Annotated in this window: 19 protein-coding genes; 9 read left to right on the forward strand and 10 right to left on the reverse strand. The window is 70.4% G+C overall.

Going from position 1 to position 18,004, the window contains the following annotated elements; all coding sequences use genetic code 11:
- Window positions 1-29 precede the first annotated feature (29 nt).
- The 3 genes from DEA06_RS07365 to DEA06_RS07375 form a co-directional block, all read right to left on the reverse strand.
- Window positions 30-1,706 (reverse strand): ribonuclease J, encoded by a 1,677-nt coding sequence (locus DEA06_RS07365; RefSeq protein ID WP_116647346.1) that lies wholly within the window; start codon window positions 1,704-1,706, stop codon window positions 30-32.
- 74 nt (window positions 1,707-1,780) lie between these two features.
- Complete coding sequence (dapA, locus tag DEA06_RS07370) at window positions 1,781-2,758, reverse strand: 4-hydroxy-tetrahydrodipicolinate synthase (RefSeq protein ID WP_116647347.1); 978 nt, start codon at window positions 2,756-2,758, stop codon at window positions 1,781-1,783.
- Between the two features lie 136 nt (window positions 2,759-2,894).
- A complete protein-coding gene (locus tag DEA06_RS07375; protein WP_116647348.1) occupies window positions 2,895-3,656 on the reverse strand; it encodes an SDR family NAD(P)-dependent oxidoreductase in 762 nt (253 codons plus the stop codon).
- 35 nt (window positions 3,657-3,691) lie between these two features.
- Here DEA06_RS07375 and DEA06_RS07380 point away from each other — a divergent pair, with 35 nt between their 5' ends.
- A complete protein-coding gene (locus DEA06_RS07380; protein WP_133241716.1) occupies window positions 3,692-4,237 on the forward strand; it encodes a DUF6578 domain-containing protein in 546 nt (181 codons plus the stop codon).
- Here DEA06_RS07380 and thyX read toward each other — a convergent pair whose 3' ends face one another.
- Window positions 4,238-4,987, reverse strand: a complete 750-nt coding sequence (thyX, locus tag DEA06_RS07385; RefSeq protein ID WP_116647633.1) for an FAD-dependent thymidylate synthase — start codon at window positions 4,985-4,987, stop codon at window positions 4,238-4,240.
- Window positions 4,988-5,090: 103 nt separating this feature from the next.
- Between thyX and DEA06_RS07390 the strand changes: the two genes are divergently transcribed.
- The 4 genes from DEA06_RS07390 to DEA06_RS07405 all read left to right on the forward strand — a co-directional run bounded on the left by DEA06_RS07390 (window position 5,091) and on the right by DEA06_RS07405 (window position 7,549).
- Entirely contained in the window at window positions 5,091-5,528 is a 438-nt protein-coding gene (locus tag DEA06_RS07390) for a thioredoxin family protein (RefSeq protein ID WP_116647350.1), read from the forward strand.
- Entirely contained in the window at window positions 5,521-6,108 is a 588-nt protein-coding gene (locus tag DEA06_RS07395) for a DUF4395 domain-containing protein (RefSeq protein WP_116647351.1), read from the forward strand. Before DEA06_RS07390 ends, DEA06_RS07395 begins: the two co-directional genes overlap by 8 nt.
- A 117-nt stretch (window positions 6,109-6,225) precedes the next feature.
- A complete protein-coding gene (locus DEA06_RS07400; protein ID WP_116647352.1) occupies window positions 6,226-6,651 on the forward strand; it encodes an OsmC family peroxiredoxin in 426 nt (141 codons plus the stop codon).
- Window positions 6,644-7,549 carry a TIGR01777 family oxidoreductase gene (locus DEA06_RS07405; RefSeq protein WP_116647353.1) on the forward strand — a complete coding sequence of 302 codons (906 nt, stop codon included), beginning with the start codon at window positions 6,644-6,646 and terminating at the stop codon, window positions 7,547-7,549. The genes DEA06_RS07400 and DEA06_RS07405 overlap by 8 nt, the downstream gene beginning before the upstream one ends.
- Before the next feature lie 7 nt (window positions 7,550-7,556).
- On the opposite strand, the gene DEA06_RS07410 is transcribed toward DEA06_RS07405, so the two are convergent.
- Together DEA06_RS07410 and dapB are read right to left on the reverse strand one after the other, a co-directional pair.
- Window positions 7,557-8,006: a hypothetical protein gene (locus tag DEA06_RS07410; RefSeq protein WP_116647354.1), complete on the reverse strand. Its 450-nt coding sequence runs from the start codon at window positions 8,004-8,006 to the stop codon at window positions 7,557-7,559.
- Window positions 8,003-8,833, reverse strand: a complete 831-nt coding sequence (dapB, locus tag DEA06_RS07415; RefSeq protein WP_116647355.1) for a 4-hydroxy-tetrahydrodipicolinate reductase — start codon at window positions 8,831-8,833, stop codon at window positions 8,003-8,005. Before dapB ends, DEA06_RS07410 begins: the two co-directional genes overlap by 4 nt.
- Before the next feature lie 30 nt (window positions 8,834-8,863).
- On the opposite strand from dapB, the gene DEA06_RS07420 reads away from it, so the two are divergent.
- Both DEA06_RS07420 and DEA06_RS07425 read left to right on the forward strand, forming a co-directional pair.
- Complete coding sequence (locus DEA06_RS07420) at window positions 8,864-9,334, forward strand: GNAT family N-acetyltransferase (RefSeq protein ID WP_116647356.1); 471 nt, start codon at window positions 8,864-8,866, stop codon at window positions 9,332-9,334.
- Between the two features lie 38 nt (window positions 9,335-9,372).
- Window positions 9,373-9,741, forward strand: coding sequence for a hypothetical protein (locus DEA06_RS07425; RefSeq protein ID WP_116647357.1), 369 nt, complete (start codon window positions 9,373-9,375; stop codon window positions 9,739-9,741).
- A gap of 166 nt (window positions 9,742-9,907) precedes the next feature.
- Here DEA06_RS07425 and DEA06_RS07430 read toward each other — a convergent pair whose 3' ends face one another.
- From DEA06_RS07430 to DEA06_RS07440, 3 genes are all read right to left on the reverse strand, one after another.
- Window positions 9,908-10,510 (reverse strand): histidine phosphatase family protein, encoded by a 603-nt coding sequence (locus DEA06_RS07430; protein WP_116647358.1) that lies wholly within the window; start codon window positions 10,508-10,510, stop codon window positions 9,908-9,910.
- 79 nt (window positions 10,511-10,589) lie between these two features.
- Window positions 10,590-11,615, reverse strand: coding sequence for an aldo/keto reductase (locus DEA06_RS07435; protein ID WP_116647359.1), 1,026 nt, complete (start codon window positions 11,613-11,615; stop codon window positions 10,590-10,592).
- Window positions 11,616-11,839: 224 nt separating this feature from the next.
- Entirely contained in the window at window positions 11,840-14,137 is a 2,298-nt protein-coding gene (locus tag DEA06_RS07440; protein ID WP_116647360.1) for a polyribonucleotide nucleotidyltransferase, read from the reverse strand.
- A 387-nt stretch (window positions 14,138-14,524) separates the two neighbouring features.
- Between DEA06_RS07440 and DEA06_RS16685 the strand changes: the two genes are divergently transcribed.
- The gene (locus DEA06_RS16685; protein ID WP_205781236.1) at window positions 14,525-15,664 is read left to right on the forward strand and encodes a hypothetical protein; all 1,140 of its coding nucleotides are present in this window, start codon (window positions 14,525-14,527) and stop codon (window positions 15,662-15,664) included.
- 27 nt (window positions 15,665-15,691) lie between these two features.
- Entirely contained in the window at window positions 15,692-15,880 is a 189-nt protein-coding gene (locus DEA06_RS07450) for a DUF5302 domain-containing protein (protein ID WP_116647361.1), read from the forward strand.
- A gap of 40 nt (window positions 15,881-15,920) precedes the next feature.
- Here the strand turns inward: DEA06_RS07450 and DEA06_RS07455 are convergent, their stop codons facing one another.
- Window positions 15,921-17,879 carry a GDSL-type esterase/lipase family protein gene (locus DEA06_RS07455; protein WP_116647362.1) on the reverse strand — a complete coding sequence of 653 codons (1,959 nt, stop codon included), beginning with the start codon at window positions 17,877-17,879 and terminating at the stop codon, window positions 15,921-15,923.
- Window positions 17,880-18,004 lie beyond the last annotated feature (125 nt).

An 18,004-nucleotide genomic window follows, 5' to 3' on the forward strand; every position in this document is an offset into this window, starting at 1 on the left:
ATCCCCGGCCTGCCCGCCTCGGCGGATTTCTACGCCTCGATGACGAGGGGCACGATCATCGGTCGACGGCGCAGCGACTGGTTGACCCAGCGGCCGATCGTGCGCCGAACGATCTGCGACAGCGCGTGCGGGTCGCGGACGCCCGACTTCGCGGCCTCCGCGAGAGCGGCGGCGATCTTCGGCTTCACGGCCTCGAACACCTTGGTGTCTTCGGCGAAGCCTCGCGCGTGGATCTCGGGCCCCGTGACGACGCGGCCGGTGGCCGAGTCGACGACGACGATGACCGAGATGAAGCCCTCCTCGGCGAGGATGCGGCGGTCCTTGAGATCGGCGTCGGTGATCTCGCCGACGGTCGACCCGTCGACGTAGACGAAGCCGATGTCGAGCTGGCCGACGACCGTGGCGACACCGTCGCGCAGGTCGACGACGACACCGTTCTCGCCCAGGATCGTGCGCTCGGCGGGGATGCCGGTCTCCTGTGCGAGTTTGGCGTTCGCCGTCAAGTGGCGGTACTCGCCGTGGATGGGGAGCACGTTCTTCGGCTGCAGGATGTTGTAGCAGTAGATCAGCTCGCCCGCGGCGGCGTGGCCCGAGACGTGCACCTTGGCGTTGCCCTTGTGCACGACGTTCGCGCCGAGCTTGGTCAGGCCGTCGATCACGCGGTACACCGCGTTCTCGTTGCCCGGGATGAGGCTCGAGGCGAGGATGACGGTGTCGCCGGGGCCGGGCTCGATCTCGTGATCGAGGTTGGCCATGCGACTGAGGACGGCCATCGGCTCGCCCTGCGAACCGGTCGACATGTAGACGATCTTGTCGTCGGGGATATCGCGGGCCTTCTTGTAGTCGACGAGCACCCCGTCGGGCACCTTCAGATAGCCGAGCTGCTCGGCGATCGTCATGTTGCGCACCATGCTGCGGCCCATGAGCGCGACCCGGCGCCCATTGGCTGCCGCCGCATCCAGCACCTGCTGCACGCGGTGCACGTGACTCGAGAAGCTTGCGACGATCACCCGGCGCGGAGCCTTCGCGATGACCTGGTCGAGCACGGGGCCGATGCTGCGCTCGGTCGGGGTGAACCCGGGCACCTCGGCGTTGGTGGAGTCGACCAGGAAGAGGTCGACGCCCTCCTCCCCCAGCCGGGCGAAAGCGCGGAGGTCGGTGATGCGGCCGTCGAGCGGCAGCTGGTCCATCTTGAAGTCGCCGGTGGCCAGCACCAGGCCCGCGGGCGTGCGGATCGCCACGGCGAGGGCGTCGGGGATGGAGTGGTTGACCGCGATGAACTCGAGGTCGAACGGGCCGACCTGCTCGCGCTGCCCTTCCTTCACCGTCAGCGTGTACGGCTTGATGCGGTGCTCCTTGAGCTTCGCCTCGATCAGCGCGAGCGTCAGACCCGAACCGATGAGGGGCAGGTCGCCCTTGCGCTTGAGGAGGTACGGCACGGCGCCGATGTGGTCTTCGTGACCGTGGGTGAGCACGATGCCGACGATGTCGTCGAGGCGGTGCTTGATCGGCGAGAAGTCGGGCAGGATCAGGTCGACACCGGGCTGGTGCTCCTCGGGGAACAGCACTCCGCAGTCGACGACGAGGAGCTTCCCCTCGTACTCGAAGACGGTCATGTTGCGTCCGACCTCGCCGAGTCCGCCCAGCGGGTACACGCGGAGCGTGCCGGGGGCGAGGGCGGGCGGGTCGTAGACGGTGGTGGGCATGGATTGCCTCCTCGGGACGCCGCGTGCGCAGCATCCGCTCTCTGTGCCCGCGCAGCTCTTCCGCGCGAGCGTCGTTATCTGGTCGTGCCGTGCACCTTCGGCAGTGCGCCACCGGCGGCGGCGTTGCGGTCGGGGCGGAAGTTGGAGAAATCGGCGCCGGGCACGTCGCGCACGAGGTCGAGCTCGTCCTCGATCGCGGCGGCCTCCCACTCCTCGGGACCGACGAGCGGCAGGCGCACGCGCGGACTGCCGATGCGGCCGAGGCCGTGCAGGATGTACTTCGCCGACACCGTGCCGGGTACGTGGGTCATGACGGCGCGCACGAGGGGCTCGAGGCGCTGGTGCTCGGCTGTCGCCGTGGCGAGATCACCGCGGTTCACCGCGTCGACGATCGTGCGGTACGGGGCAGCCGCGATGTTCGCGGTGACCCCGATGAGGCCCGTGGCGCCGATCGCGAGGTGCGGGAGCACGTTGGCGTCGTCGCCGGAGAAGTACATGAGGTCGGTCTGGTTGAGCACGCGGCTGACCTCGCTGAAGTCACCCTTGGCGTCTTTGATGGCGAGGATGTTCGGATGCTTCGCCAGGCGCAGGATCGTCTCGTACCGGATCGGCACACCCGTGCGTCCGGGGATGTCGTAGAGGATCACGGGGAGATCGGTGGCGTCGGCGACGAGGCGGAAGTGGGTGAGGATGCCCGCCTGGGTGGGCTTGTTGTAGTACGGCGTGACGATCATGATGCCGTCGGCGCCGGCCTTCTCGCTCGCGCGGTAGAGCTCGATGGCGTGGGCGGTCTCGTTCGAGCCGCCGCCGGTGACGATCTTGGCCCGACCCGCGGCGACGTCCTTGCCGACCTCGACGAGGCGGATCTTCTCGGGGTCGGTCAGGGTCGACGTCTCGCCCGTGGTGCCCGTGACGACGATGCCGTCGGCGCCCGCCGTGATGACGGCGTCCATGTGCTTCTCGACCGCGGGCCAATCGACTTCGCCGTCGGCCGTCATCGGAGTGACGAGCGCGACGAGAACCTGTCCGAAAGGATTGCCCGTGTGCGTCATGGGTCCAGGCTATCGGTCCGCGGGCCGCTGGCTGGAGGCCGACCCCGCACGAACTGAGGAGATCTCACCGGCGGAGGACCGGCGTGCACGATATCGTCCGCCCTCCGTGACATGTCCTCCGGGGATCGCGCCGGACTCAGCGCCCGCGTTCGGCGGCCCGCATCACCAGCGCGTCCGGCAGCACGCGCGACAGCGCGACGAGCGCCCTGTACCGTGCCGACGGGATGGAGACGGACCGACCGCGCGCGACGTCGCGGAGCGCTTCGGACACCACCGCCGGCGCCTCCAACCACATCCCGTTCGGAACGCCCTCTTCTCCCGGCGGCAGTCCGAGCCGCTCGTGGAAGTTCGTGTGCACGAATCCCGGACACACCGCGGTCACGGTGACCCCTCGCCGTCGATAACGGGCGTTCGCCCAGCGACTGAACTGGATGAGCCAGCCCTTGACCGCACCGTAGGTGCCGCGCGGCACGAAGCCGGCGACGGAGGCGACATTGACGATGCGCCCGCTCCCCCGCTCGAGCATGCGCGGCAGCACCGCGTGCATCAGCCGCATCGGCACCTCCACGTGCAGAGCCAGGTGCCGCGCCTCGTCGTCGACGTCGTTGGTCTCGAACGCGAGGTCGAGTCCGTACCCGGCGTTGTTCACGAGCATGTCGATCGGATGCTGCGGGTCGGCCAACCGCGCCGCGACCGCGTCGCGCTGGTCGGGGTCGAGGAGGTCGGCGACCAGCACCTCGACGGCGGCGCGCCCACCGCGCACCTCGGCAGCCACGGCCTCGAGCGCCGACCGGTCGCGGGCGACCAGCACCAGTCCGACCCCGCGCGCCGCGAGCTGGCGGGCGAACTCGGCGCCCAAGCCCGAACTCGCCCCCGTGATCAGTGCCGTGCGCGCCATGGCGGCCAGCCTAGGCCTGTCGATAATCTGGCGCGATGACGCGTGCCTGGCTGACCGGATGGGAGTGGAGCTGCTGCGGGGATCCTTTCCGGGTCGGGGATGCCGTGGACTTCGGCGTCGCCCGTCGCGGGGCCTCTCACGAGTTGACGCAACTGCTCGGGGCGGATCTCGCTGCCACGATAGATGCTGTCGAATCACACCACGAAGAGGAATTCCTCGACCGCGTGCGCGGCAGAGTCACCGCCATCGCGGCCGTCCAGGTGGAACAGATCGAGCACCATGAGCTCCGGCGCCCGGGCTTCGGCGCACCCCCTCACGCCGTGGCGCCGCCGACGGGCGAGGACTGGCCCTTCGTCGGTCGAGAGCTCGAGAACGGGATGCGTATCGGCTCGTATCCCTCTCGGTACGTCGTCGTGGCGGAGCCGGTGCCCGAAAGCACCACGACGCGTCCCGTCGACGGCATCCGCCTCACCGACGATTCCACGCCCCCGCACGAGCAGCCCGCTTCGCCTACCGGCCCTCCCCCGGACCGCCGGGTACTGGTCGGGGTCGGGTGGATCGTCTCGATAGACGAGGACTGACTACGGCGAGACGCGGCCGTTGGCGTTGAAGGCCGCGTGGGTGAGCGGCATCAGCCCGGTCCAGATGGATTCCATCTTCTCGGCGCACATCTCGATCTCGCGCTGCGGGAACGACGGGAAATGCGTCCCCTCGACCTTCGTGCGGAGGGAGAGGAAGTTCATGAGCGCTCGCGAGTTCATCGTCACGTACATCGACGAGTAGATGTTCAACGGCAGCACGATGCGAGCGACCTCGCGGGCGACGCCGGCGTCCAGCATCCGCTGGTAGGCGAGGAAGGCGAACTCCGACGCATCGCGGGTGGCGGTGTCGACCAACGCGTGCTGCTCGGGCGTGCCGGGCAGGAACTCGTATGCGCCGGGCTTGCCGACCTGCAGGAGGTTGCGCTCGGGCGCGGGGACGTAGAACACCGGCCGCAGCTCGCGGTAGCGGCCCGATTCCTCGTTGTAGGAGGCGATGCGGTGCCGCATGAACTCGCGGAACACGAAGATCGGCGCCTGGATGTAGAACGTCATCGAGTTGTGCTCGAAGGGCGAGCCGTGGCGGTCGCGCATGAGGTAGTTGATGAGGCCGCGGTCTTTCGCGGAGGCCTCCGTGCCGGCCTGAGCCTCGCCGAGGGTCTGCTCACCCTGCGTGGACACTCGGGCGGCGAACAGGACGTCGGAGTCACTGGCGCTCGCGCGCACCAACTCCACCGTCACATCGCTGCGGAACTGGATCTCGGTCGCGGGGCTGGCTTCGACGTCGCTCACGGGTGCCACTTTATCCGCCACACCGCGCCCTCTGTTACGCCACTCGCGTCATAAGGGGCATCACCGGCCTCCGACGCCCGCACAGCCATTAGCGTGGACTGCTATGACTTTCGTGGAAGCCCTGATCGGCCTCGCCGCCCTCCTCGCGGTAGCCGTGCTGGTGGGCGTGGTGCTGCAGGTACGGCAGGGACGCGCCCGCTCCCACGTGCGATCCGAGATCGTGGAGCCGCAACGTCTGGGCGCCGACAGCCTCGGCGAGCAGGCGACCCTCCTGCAGTTCAGCACCGAGATGTGCTCGCGCTGCCCCGGAGTGCACCGCACGCTCTCGGCTCTGGCGTCCGAGCACGACGGGGTGCGTCATCTCGACGTCGACCTCACCCACCGTCCGGACATCGCCCGGCACTTCCAGGTGATGCAGACTCCCACCACTCTCATCCTCGACCGCCGCGGCGCGGTGCAATCCCGCATCGGCGGGGTGCCCAACCTCCACGTCGTGCAGCTCGAGCTCGCCCGTCTCGCCGAGGAGACCGCCGATGTCTGACTCTCCCGCCCGCGGAATCGATCCGCGCGGACCGCGCTTCGCCGCATCCGTGACGACCGTGCTTCTCGCGATCGCCGTCGTGCTCTCGCTGGTCGGGCTGTCGACGGCTCGCGGCATCGGGAACTTCGGAGCGTTCGCCTCGGCGCCGGCGGGCGACTTCGCGTTCGTCGCCGGATCCGACCCGTGGGCGCTGCCGGCCGCCTCGGTCGCCCAGCGCGTGCTCGACCCCGCATTCCTGCTGCTGCTCGTCGTCGCGCTCCTGTTCGTCTGGGGCGTCGTCTCGCCGCGCACCGCGCCGTGGGCGGTGCTGTTCCGCAAGGTCGTGCAGCCACGCCTCGCCCCGCCGCGCGACCTCGAAGACCCCCGCCCGCCGCGCTTCGCGCAGGGCGTCGGACTCTTCGTCGTGACCGTGGGCCTCATCCTGCAGCTCGCTGGCGTGCCGTGGGCGCTGCCGATCGCGGCGGCGATGGCCTTCGTCGCGGCCTTCCTCAACGCGGTCTTCGGCCTCTGCCTCGGTTGCCAGCTGTATCTGGTGTTCCAGCGCGCGGGTCTGATCGGTCGGGCCCGCGCGGCCGTCTGATCACCGCGAGTACCACGGGCGCTCGCCCGCTGTCGAGGCACGCCCGTGACAGCCACCCGGTGGCTAGGCTGGCGCTCGACGTGCCGTGCCGCGCGGCGCGAACTATCGGAGGTCACGATGTCGGTCACCAGCGAAGCCACCACCGCCTGGAAGGGCACCCTGTTCGAGGGCTCGGGATCCGTCGCACTCGCGTCGTCGGGTGCCGGAACGTTCGACGTCGATTGGAAGGCTCGCAGCGAGGGTTCCAATGCGGTCACGACCCCCGAGGAACTCCTCGCCGCGGCGCACTCGTCCTGCTTCAGCATGGCGCTCTCCAACGCGCTCACCGAGAACGGCACTCCGCCGGAATCGATCGATGCGACAGCATCCGTCACCTTCACACCGGGCACCGGCATCACCGGCAGCCACCTGAACGTCAACGCCGTCGTCCCCGGTATCGACGCTGCGGCGTTCGACGCGATCGCTCAGGACGCGAAGGCGAACTGCCCCGTCTCCCAGGCGCTCGCGGGTATCGAGATCACGCTCGAGGCAACGCTTGCCTGAGCCTCGTCGCGTCGTCGTCGCCGGCGCTTCCGGACTGATCGGCGAGGCCCTCGTCGCCTCCTTGCGCGCCGACGGCGTGGCCGTGACGACGCTCGTGCGCCGCCCGCCGGCACGCGATGACGAGGTGCAGTGGCTCCAGGATGCGACTCCTCTCGCGCCGTCCGTCCTGGAAGGCGCCGACGCGGTCGTGGGCCTCAACGGCGCGAGCATCGGGAAGTTCCCGTGGACGCGGTCGTACAAGAGCACGCTGCTGTGGTCGAGGATCACACCCACGCGCACGCTCGCCAGCGCGGTCCGCGCGCTGGGCGAGGACGCCCCGGCTCTCATCAACGCCTCGGCGACGGGCTTCTACGGCTCGGCGCCGGGCGCCCGCCTCACGGAAACCTCGCCCCGGGGCGAAGGGTTCATGGCCGATCTGACCGGCGAGTGGGAGAACGCCGCTCGCGGAGCCGGCGGGAAGGCCCGCGTGGCGCTGCTGCGCACCGCGCCCGTGGTGCACGAGCGGGGCGTACTCAAACCGCTGCTGCTGTTGACGAAGTTCGGAGTGTCGGGCCCGATCGGGCGGGGCACGCAGGTGTGGCCGTGGATCTCGCTCGATGACGAGGTCGCCGCCATCCGGCACGTCATCGCCCGCGACATCGACGGACCGGTGAACCTCACCGGCCCCACGCGCGCCACGGCGAACGACCTCGGCTTCGCTCTCGCCCGCCGCATGAACCGCCCGTACGTGCTGCGGGCACCCGTGTTCGCGGTGAAGCTGGCCCTCGGGCGCGACGCGACCGAGGGGCTCCTCACGAACGACGCGCACGTCGTGCCCGAGGTGCTGGAGGCGTCGGGTTTCACCTTCTCGCAGCCGACCGTCGAAGACGCCGTCGCGCACGCGGTGCCCGGCGCCTGAACCGGCTTCAGGCGCGGCGGGTGGCCGACTCGAGCTTGATGGCGGTTCGGATGGCTCCCCGGGCACGGCGGCGGTCGCCCGAGCCGTCGTAGGCCAGGCCGAGCCGGTACCACGAGCGCCAGTCGTCGGGGTTCTTCTCGACCTCTTCCCGGTAGGCGGGGAAGACGGCGTCGGCGTCGTCGCGCACGACGCGGCCGCTGGGGCGCACCTCGAGCTCTTCCGCGGGCAGCGCATTGTCGGCGGCGAGCCGCTTGCCGAGCTGTTCCGCCCGCACGCCGAACCAGAGTTCGCGCCCGAGGCCCCAGATGGCCACCACGGGCAGCACGACGAGGGCCACGCCGAGGCCGATCCCGACGCCGTCTCCGCTGGAGAGAAGCACCCAGGCGCGCTGGCCGACGAGGCCGATGTACAGCAGCAGAAGCACCGCCATCACGGCGACGCCGATGCGAGCGGTCATGCGTCGGTCGCGCGGTCGAAGGCCGTCGCGCTGGCGACCTGGCCGGGCACTCCCGAGTCGTCGATCGGCTTCGTCTCGCGCTCGCGGGGCGTGCGCAGGCCGAGGTCGATGAAGGTGTCGAGGCCGACGATCACCCCGCGGGCGTCGCGGGCGGCGGCGAGGGCGATGCGGATGCCCGGGGCGTAGGCGAGCGCCGGTTCGATCGTGTCGTGGACGATCGTGACCGACTCCCCCGGGCCCGACAGAACCGTCTCCTGGCGGGCCACCACGCCCGGGCGGCGCAGCGAGTGGATGGGCACGCTCGCGACCTGCTGACCCCGCGCGCGCTGGTCGGCATGGGGCGACTCGACCGGGCCCGCCGACGAGCGCGCGGCCGCGATCATCTCCGCGGTGCGCACGGCCGTGCCGCTGGGCGAGTCGATCTTGGTGTCCCGGTGCGCTTCGACGATCTCGATGGATGCGAAGAACGGGGCCGCGGCGGCCGCGAGGGCCGAACCGATGATCGAGCCGAGCGAGAAGTTCGGGATGAACACGACGCCCGTCCCCGCCTTCTCGACCAGGGGACGCACCAGCGCGATGCGCTCGTTCGACCAGCCCGAGGTTCCGACGAGAACGTTGATGCCCCGCTCGACGGCGGCCCGCACCACGTCGAGGGAGACAGCGGGCGTGGAGGCGTCGATCACGAGGTCGGACCCGTCGAGGTCGGCCAGGTCGGAGCGCGACGTCAACACGCCCACGACCTCGAACCCGGGCTCCGCCTCGACGACCTCGCGAATCACGCCGCCGAGCTTCCCCGTACCGCCCACGATGGTCACGCGCGTCGTCATGCCCCCAGCCTACGGCGCTACCCTCGACCCATGACCGAGATCCGCCCCGTGCCGGTCGATCACTCCGACGCGCACGGTCTGCTCGAGGAGTACTTCGCCCTCCGAGCATCCATCTTCCCGGGTGGCACGTACCGCACCGTCTTCCCGGAGGCCGCCACTTTCACCGAGCCGGCCGGCGTCTTCGTGGTCCTGTACGACGGTGACGAGCCTGTCGGATGCGGCGGTATCCGCCGTCTCGCCGACGGCCCGCACGGCACCCGCTACGAGGTCAAGCACCTCTACGTGTGCGACGCCGGCCGCGGCCGCGGGTGGGGCCGGATGCTGCTCGCCGACCTCGAGACCAGAGCCGCCGCTCTCGGCGCCGCCGAGATGGTGCTCGACACCCACCACACCCTCGACGCCGCCGGCGCGCTCTACGCGCGGTCGGGTTACGAGCAGATCGACCCTTACAACGACAACGCGAACGCGACGCGCTGGTACGCGAAGGCGCTGGACGCGTAGCGAGAACCCTTCCGACGTCGCCCCGCTAGGTTGAGCGGGTGCCCATCGTCACGCCGCCCGTCGCGGATGACTCGCTCACGCCCTTCGACGGTGGGGTCGGAGTGCTCACTCGCGGCGGTGAGGTCATGGGCCACGTCGCAACGACGCTGGGCTCGTTCTGGTCGCCGTTCAGCCCGCTGCGAATGCAGTGGTGGGTCTGGCACATCGTGGCGTGGAGCGATGGCGCACGCGAGCCGTCTACCGAGGATTATCCGCCGTTCCTCAGCGTGAGCGAGATGAAGGCCGGGCACCTCGAAGTGCTCAGCCGCGATCCGTCGCGGACCGGTCGGTACGACTTCGCGTGGTTGGGCTCCGCGGAATCCGCCGCGACGCTCGCCCGGCTCCGCATCACTCCGGAAGATTTCTGAGGCCGGTCACGCACCCCACGAACGCGCCGCGAGGTTTCGGGCACGCTCGGCGCGCAGCATCCGCCCGCGCGGCGACGGTCGAGACGCGGGCTATCGGCCGGGGCGCGGGCTTTCGGGACGGGATTGCCCGCGTGCGGGCCGAAAGCCCTCGTGCGGGCGGGGCGAACTAGACGGGGATCGTCTCGGGAAGGCCGGTGCGCAGCTCGAACGGAAGGTGCGCGAGATCGTTGTGGGTGAGCATCGACCAGGGGCGGCCCTTGCGCTGCGACAGCACCGTCAGGCCGCAGTGCGCCTGGTTGAGCGTCATCCAGCGCCAGTCGGGCGTCTGGAGCACCTCGCGCACGAACCACGCGATCACGAAGTTGTGCGTGATGAGCAGCTCGTGAACCTCGCCCGGCTTGCGCACGAGGAACTCGCTCGTCGCGTCCGCCATCTGCGCACTGCCGGCCTCGACCTCGGCCTCGGTGACGCTGCCGAAGAAGGGCTCGTAGGCCCCGGGGGTGTCTTCGGTCATGCCCGTCGGCACACAGTCGAACAGCAGCGCCGAGGGCTGCGGTGAGACCGACGGCAGGCGCTCGGCGACTGCGGCGGCGGTCTGGGCGGCCCGTTCCAGCGGCGAGTGCCACACGGCGTCGAGAGGCACCCCCGACAGCCGATCGGCGATCAGGGCGGCCTGGCGCATCCCCCGCGGCGAGAGCGGACCATCGGTGAGACCGTGCTCCGCGTCTTGATGCTCGCCGTGGCGCACGAGATACAGGTAGTGCGTCACGTCAACTCGATTCGTCGTCGGGCGGCGTACTCCGTGCCACGCATTTCAGCCTACGACACGGGTCGCGGCAGCGCTCGGGTTACTCGACGGCGCGTGCGATATCGGCGAGGTGCGCACGACTCAGTCGCGCGCCGACTCCCTGGATGAGCTCGACCACGTTCTCGGGCGCCACGGCGTTCACGATCGGAGCGGTGACGACCTTCTGCGCGAGCAACCACGCGACGGCGACGGCGGCGTCGGGAAGGCCCAGCTCGGCACCGACCGCGTCGAGGGCGCGCAGGGCGCGGCTCCCGCGGCGGTTCAGGTTCGCGGTGAGCTGCGCACCACGGACGGAGCGCACGACGCTCGGGCGCGTGCGGTGCCCGCCGGCGAGGAATCCGTGCTCGAGGGCGTGGGACGGCGTGAAGGCCATGGCCTGCGCGCCCGCCACCAGACGCAGGTCTCCGGTGAACTCCTCACGACGCAGCAGGTTGTACGGCGCGTCGAGGACGGTGACGCGCGGGTATCCGGCCGACGAGAGGATGCGGGCCTCCACCAGCTGGGCGGCGGTGTACCCGTAGGCGCCCACCGCTCGGACCTTGCCCGATTCGACCAGCCACTCGGCGGTGGCGAGGGTGTCTTCGAGTACTGCACCCCGGTCACTCGTCGCGTCGAGGTACAGGACGTCGATCCGGTCGGTCATGAGGCGCGCGAGGGATGCTTCGACCGCGCGTACGAGCGACACCGAGCCCAGCCCCGGGTTATCCGGGTGGCCCCCGACCCGAACGGCGACCACCGTGTCATCGCGCATTCCGCGGGAGTGCAGCCACTGCCCCACGATGTACTCGCTGCGTCCTGCCGAGTAGCTGTCTGCGGTGTGGATCGCGTTGCCACCGAGCTCGGCGTAGGTGTCGAGGATGGCGTGACTGGAGGCGATGTCGACGTTCCAGCCGAACTCGGCAGCCCCGAGGAAGAGGGGGAAGACGTGGAAACCCGAGTCGCCCAGGGCCACGCGCACGACGCTTCCCACGCCGGCGCCCTGCACCGGGATCGGAGCCGACGGGTGGGGGAACCCGGCTGCGGGCGAGCCGAAGGGCGCCGTACCTCCGACGCTCAACCCCGACATCACGCGACTCCCTGCTGATCGGTTCCGCTGCGGGGGGCGTTCTCGACTTCGCGACTCGTCCTGGATTCCCGCGTACTTCGAGGGTAGAGCAGACAGCGCACGCGGCCTCCGCCCGTCCCACCCGCCCGATAAATATTCGGTAACGCTTTCAGACGGCGAATGCCCGCCCCGCCGAAGCGGAACGGGCATTCACGATCGTCCGGTCAGGAGGACCGGACGGAGGATCACCCCTCGGCGGGAGCCTCCGGGCCCTCGCTCGCGGCTGCGGAGCCCTCCTGATCGGCGGCCTCCTGGTCGTCGGTCACGGGCTCGAGCGACAGCTTGCCGCGGTCGTCGATCTTCGTGATGCGCACGAGGAGCTTCTGACCGACCGAGAGCACGTCGTCGACGTTCTCGACGCGCTTCCCGCCGGCGAGCTTGCGCACCTCGCTGACGTGGAGCAGCCCGTCCTTGCCCGGGAGCAGCGAGACGAACGCACCGAACGTGGCGATCTTGACGACGGTTCCGAGGAACTGCTCGCCGACCTCGGGGTTGGTCGGGTTCGCGATCGCGTTGACCTGGGCGCGAGCGGCCTCGGCCGACGGACCGTCGACGGCGCCGATGTAGACCGTGCCGTCCTCCTCGATGGAGATGTCGGCGCCGGTCTCGTCCTGGATCGCGTTGATCGTCTTGCCCTTGGGGCCGATGAGCTCACCGATCTTGTCGACCGGGATCTGCACGCTGATGACGCGGGGCGCGGTGGGCGCCATCTCGTCGGGGGCGTCGATCGCGGCGTTCAGGACACCGAGGATCGTCAGGCGGGCTTCCTTGGCCTGGGTCAGCGCGGCGGCGAGCACCGACGACGGGATGCCGTCGAGCTTCGTGTCGAGCTGGATCGCGGTGATGAACTCGCTCGTACCGGCGACCTTGAAGTCCATGTCGCCGAGTGCGTCTTCCGCACCGAGGATGTCGGTCAGCGCGGCGTAGCGGGTCTGACCGTCGACCTCGTCGGTGACGAGGCCCATCGCGATGCCGGCGACCGGCGCGCGCAGCGGCACACCGGCGTTCAGGAGCGAGAGGGTCGAGGCGCAGACCGAGCCCATCGACGTCGAACCGTTGGAGCCGAGAGCCTCGGACACCTGGCGGATGGCGTAGGGGAACTCGTCGCGCGCCGGCAGAACCGGAACGAGCGCGCGCTCGGCGAGGAAGCCGTGCCCGATCTCGCGACGCTTCGGGCTTCCCACACGGCCGGTCTCACCGGTCGAGTACGGCGGGAAGTTGTAGTGGTGCATGTAGCGCTTGCGCGTGATGGGCGACAGCGAGTCGATCTGCTGTTCCATCTTCAGCATGTTCAGCGTGGTGACACCCAGGATCTGGGTTTCGCCGCGCTGGAAGATGGCCGAGCCGTGGACGCGCGGGATGACCTGCACCTCGGCGTCGAGCGGGCGGATGTCGGCCAGGCCGCGGCCGTCCATGCGGACGCCCTCAGACAGGATGCGTCCGCGCACGATGATCTTGGTGACCGACTTGTATGCGGCCGAGAACTCCAGCGTCGCGACGGCGGGCAGCTCGCCGGCCTCGACGGCGGCGAGCAGCTCGGCCTTGACGGCCGCCTTGAGCTCGTCATCGGCGTTCTGGCGCTCCTGCTTGTCGGCGATCTGGTAGATCGGGACGAGCTTGTCGTAGGCGCGGCCGGCGACGAAGTCGTAGGTCTCCTGGCTGTAGGCCGGGAAGACGGGGAACGACTGGATCTCCTTGGCCGCGGTGTTCGCCACGGCGTTCTGGGCATCCACGAGCTGCTTCAGGAACGGCTTCGCGGCCTCGAGGCCCTCGGCGACGACCTGCTCGTTGGGCTTGACGGCGCCGCCCTTGATGAGGTTCCAGCTGCCCTCGGTGGCTTCGGCTTCGACCATCATGATCGCGACGTCTTCGTTGCCGTTGGCGTCGGTGATGACACGGCCGGCCACGATGAGGTCGAAGACGGCCTCCTCGAGCTGCGACACGGTCGGGAAGGCGATCCACTGGTCGGCGGTCTCACCGGCACCGGGGATGAGCGCGAGGCGCACACCGGCGATCGGACCCGAGAACGGCAGACCCGAGATCTGGGTCGAGAGGGATGCGGCGTTGATCGCGAGCGCGTCGTAGAACTCGCCCGGCGCGATCGACAGGACGGTGACGACGATCTGCACCTCGTTGCGGAGGCCGGAGACGAACGACGGGCGCAGCGGCCGGTCGATCAGACGGCAGACGAGGATCGCTTCGGTCGAGGGGCGGCCCTCGCGACGGAAGAACGAGCCGGGGATCTTGCCCGCGGCGTACGAGCGCTCTTCGACGTCGACGGTCAGCGGGAAGAAGTCGAAGCCTTCGCGCGGGTGCTTGCCGGCGCTGGTGGCCGAGAGGAGCATCGTCTCCTCGTCGAGGTACGCGGCGACCGCGCCCTGCGCCTGCTGCGCGAGACGACCGGTTTCGAAGCGAACGGTGCGGGTGCCGAAACGGCCGTTGTCGAGAACGGCTTCAGCGGCGGTGATTTCAGGACCTTCCAAGAGGTCTCTCCTTCTGTTTTGTGAGAGCACGTTGTCGCGCTCACGCGCGACGGTGCCGTCGTCTTTGTTTAGACTCGCGTGCCCGAATGACAACGCGAGGCAATCGAAGGAGCAGGAACAGGCAGAAAAGGGCACGCGGACAGCATCCGTGTGAGATCCCGGCGACTGGCCACCAGTAGACGACCACCCGGCTATCGCGACGGGGAGTCCACCACAGGGGACCAGCGTCCTGCCGGCCTGCTCCATGAGCTCATATGTAATTGAGCGGATTGCCGAAGCAACCCGACTCAGCCTACCAGCGCGCTGCTCGCCGCCGCCGCTCCGCTGCGGGGCGCGCCCCAGGATTCGGGATAGCGCCGAGACCGCGCGACCGTTTACCTTTGCCCCATGCGTCCCGTTCGTCACACGAGTCACAGCGCGCTCGTCGTCGCGCTGGTGATCGGGATGCTGCTGACCGCTCCGAGCCCCGCCCGTGGCGCGACCGTCAACGAGATCGAGGCCGAGCTCACGGCCGTGGAAGAAGCGGCCGCGTCGGCGTCGGACGACGCCCTCGTCGCAGAAGCTGCCGCGCAGGATGCGCGCGGGGCCGCCGAGACGGCGGCCGCGCGCGTCGCCGCCCTCGACACGCAGGTCGATGCGACGGAGGCGGAGGCGACCGCGCACGCCGCTCGCGTGGTCGCTGCGGTCGTCGCCATCTCACGAGCGACGGCCGACAGCCCCCTCCTCGCCCGGGTCCTCACCTCTGCCGACCCGGAGAGCCTGCTCTCGGGACTCAGCACGGCCGAGAGGACGGGTCGGCTCTCGGCCCAGCTCGCGCGATCGGCCCGAGAGTCGGCGAACGCGGTCACCGCACAGCGCTCTCAGGCCGACGTCGTGCGCGCCGAACGAGACCGGCTCGCCACCGAGGCCGAAGCGGCCGCAGCCCGGGCCCGGAGCCTGGTCGACGCCGAGACCTCCGCCATCGCGTCGGCTCGAAGCGAGCTCGATGCCCTGTACACCCGGCTCGCCGCAGCGCAGCGCACAACGGTCGAGCGCGCGAAGACCCAACGCGAGCAGCGCACCATCGCCCAACAGGCGGCGCAGCCGGCGGCCGGGGTGCCCACGTCGCCCTCCCGCGCGCCGGTGACGCCCGTCACATCTCCCCCCGCTCCCGCAACTCCCCCGGCTCCGGTAACCCCCGCGCCTCCGCCGGTGGTACCTCCCGCGGGCACGCCGATCGCCTCGCCCGCCGAAGCCCAGGCGATCGCCCGCCAGATGTCAGCCGCCCGCGGCTGGGGCGACGATCAGTTCTCCTGCCTCGTGCGCCTCTGGAACCGCGAGTCGGGGTGGCGCGTGCAGGCCCGGAACCCGTCCAGCGGCGCCTACGGGATCCCCCAGGCGTACCCCGCCGAGAAGCTCGCCGCCGCCGGCCCCGATTGGCGCACGGATGCGGCGACGCAGATCTCCTGGGGATTGTCCTACATCGCGTCCCGCTACGGGTCTCCGTGCGGGGCGTGGGATCACTCCGAGCGCACCGGGTGGTACTGAGCGGCCCGGCCGACCTAGGGTGGGGACATGAGTACCGAGGAAAAGCCCGCAGGCGCAGCATCCGATGACATGAAGCGCAAGTTCCGCGAGGCTCTCGAGAAGAAGAACGCCCACCAGCGTTCGGGCGAGGCCCACCTCGACGGAGACTCCGCGGTGCACTCCACCAAGGGGCCGGCCAGCGGCAACCGCGACTTCAGCCGCCGCAAGAGCGGCTGAGTCCGACCGTAGTCTTCGCGGCCGTCCTCGGCGCGGGCGCTCAGGTGCTCGACACGCGCTTGCGGCGCCCCCGTCCGGGAAGCTCGACGTAGGTCAGGTGCTTCGCGATGCGTCCGTCGCCGGCGGTGCGCCCGTGCAGCCGCCGCCAGACCCACGGCAGCGCGTCGCGACGCAGCCACGACCCGGGCATCGGCATCTCGTCGGAGTGGAACGCCTCGTCGAGGTCGCTGAGCGCCTCGGCGTCGGGCACCCCCAGCACGTCGGCCGCGCGGTAGGCGACGAGGCGGTGCCCCGCCGGACGCAGGTGCACCCGGTCGTCCGACCACAGGGGCAGCTCACCGAGCGCCGGCGTCGCTTCCAGGTCGAGCAGGATGGCGCCCGTCTCGGCCGCGATCCGACGCAGTTCGGAGTTGAAGGTCGCGAACCGTCTCGCGAAGATCACGGCCGCACGCCGACGCGGGAGGAACACCGTGGCCAGGAGCACGTCGGCGCCCGTCGCCCGCACCTCGCGCACGACCCGCTCGAGCTGCGTCACCAGCGCGGGGATGTCGACCTTCGGCCCGACGAGGTCGTTCGACCCCATGAGGATCGAGACGAGGTCGGGGCGCATCCTCAGCGCGTGCGGCACCTGTTCCTCGACGAGGTCTCGCATCTTGCGGCTGCGAACGGCGAGGTTCGCATAGCGGAATACTCCGTCGCTCGATGCCGCGAGCAGTGACGCGAGCCGGTCGGCCCACCCGCGGTACTCGCCGTCCGGCATGCGCGAGCCATCGCACAGCCCCTCCGTGATCGAGTCGCCCAGCGCGACATAGCGCCGCCACGGCCGTGAGACCGCGGGCGCGGCGATTGCCGGCCGATGGCGGCCTCGGGCGGGCAGGCCGTCGTCCATGGGTCGCAGCGCGATCGCCTCGCGGTAATGCCCGACGAGCTGCGCCCCCAGGGCATCCCAGGTGCGGCCCGCGACGCTCTCCCGGGCCGCGCGGGCGAACGCGCGGCGCTTGGCGGCGTCGCCCACGAGGTCGGACACCCGCGCGCGCAGGTCGTCGCGATCGCCGGGTCGGTACAGCCAGCCGTCGATGCTGCTGCGCACGAGGTCGAGAGGTCCGCCCACTCCGGTCGCGACGACGGGGACACCGCTGGCGAGAGCCTCCTGGATGGTCTGCCCGAAGGTCTCGCTCTCGCCGGGGTGCACGAACACGTCGAATCCGGCCATCACCTCACCGAGCTGCGCCCCCGACAGGTGTCCGGTGAACACGGCGTCCGGCAGCATCCGCTCCAGACCCGCCCGCGACGGGCCGTCGCCCACGACGACCAGGCGCGTGCCCGGCAGGTCGGCGAGCGCGCGGAGGTCGTCGACCTGCTTCTCGGGGGCGAGACGGCCGACGTAGCCGATGATGACCTCGCCCGCGGGAGCGACCGCGCGGCGCCAGGCCTCGTTGCGGTGGGCCGGGTCGAACCGCACCGCGTCGACGCCTCTCCCCCACCGTCGGATGCGGTCGACGCCGAGCTCTTCGAGCTGCGCGGTCGAGGCCGACGAGGGCGCGAGCGTCAGGGTCGCGCGACGATGCAAACGGGACACGTGGGAGCGGGCGAACGCGGTGGCCTGCGACACCCCGTACTTCTGCGCGTAGGCGATGACGTCGGTCTGGTAGACGGCCACCGTCGGGATACGCAGCGCGTCGGCCGCGGCGATCCCCTGCCAGCCGAGCACGAACGGCGAGGCGAGGTGCACCACGTCGGGCCGGAAACTGCGCAGCAGCGCGGTGAGCCGAGCCGCACGCGCGAACACGACCCGCACCTCGGGGTAGGACGGCAGCGGCACCGAGCGCAGCAGCTCGGTGCGGGCACCGTGGAGGTCGGTCGTCACCTCGCCCGCCCGCGGGGCGATGACGAGCGTCTCGTGGCCCTGCGCGTTCAGGTGACGGAGAACGTGGAGCACGGAGCCCGTGACCCCGTTCATGTGCGGGAGGAAGGATTCGGCGAGCAGCGCGACTCTCACGCCTCCAGGGTGAGGGCATCTCGGCGTCCACGGACGCCAGGAACGCCCCGATCGCCGAGAGTTCACCTGATCAACCCCGGGGCGTCACCGGCCCGTCGACGGGACGTTCGGAGTTCACACGGACG

Source organism: Microbacterium sp. Gd 4-13, assembly GCF_003095395.1.
Classification (GTDB): domain Bacteria; phylum Actinomycetota; class Actinomycetes; order Actinomycetales; family Microbacteriaceae; genus Microbacterium.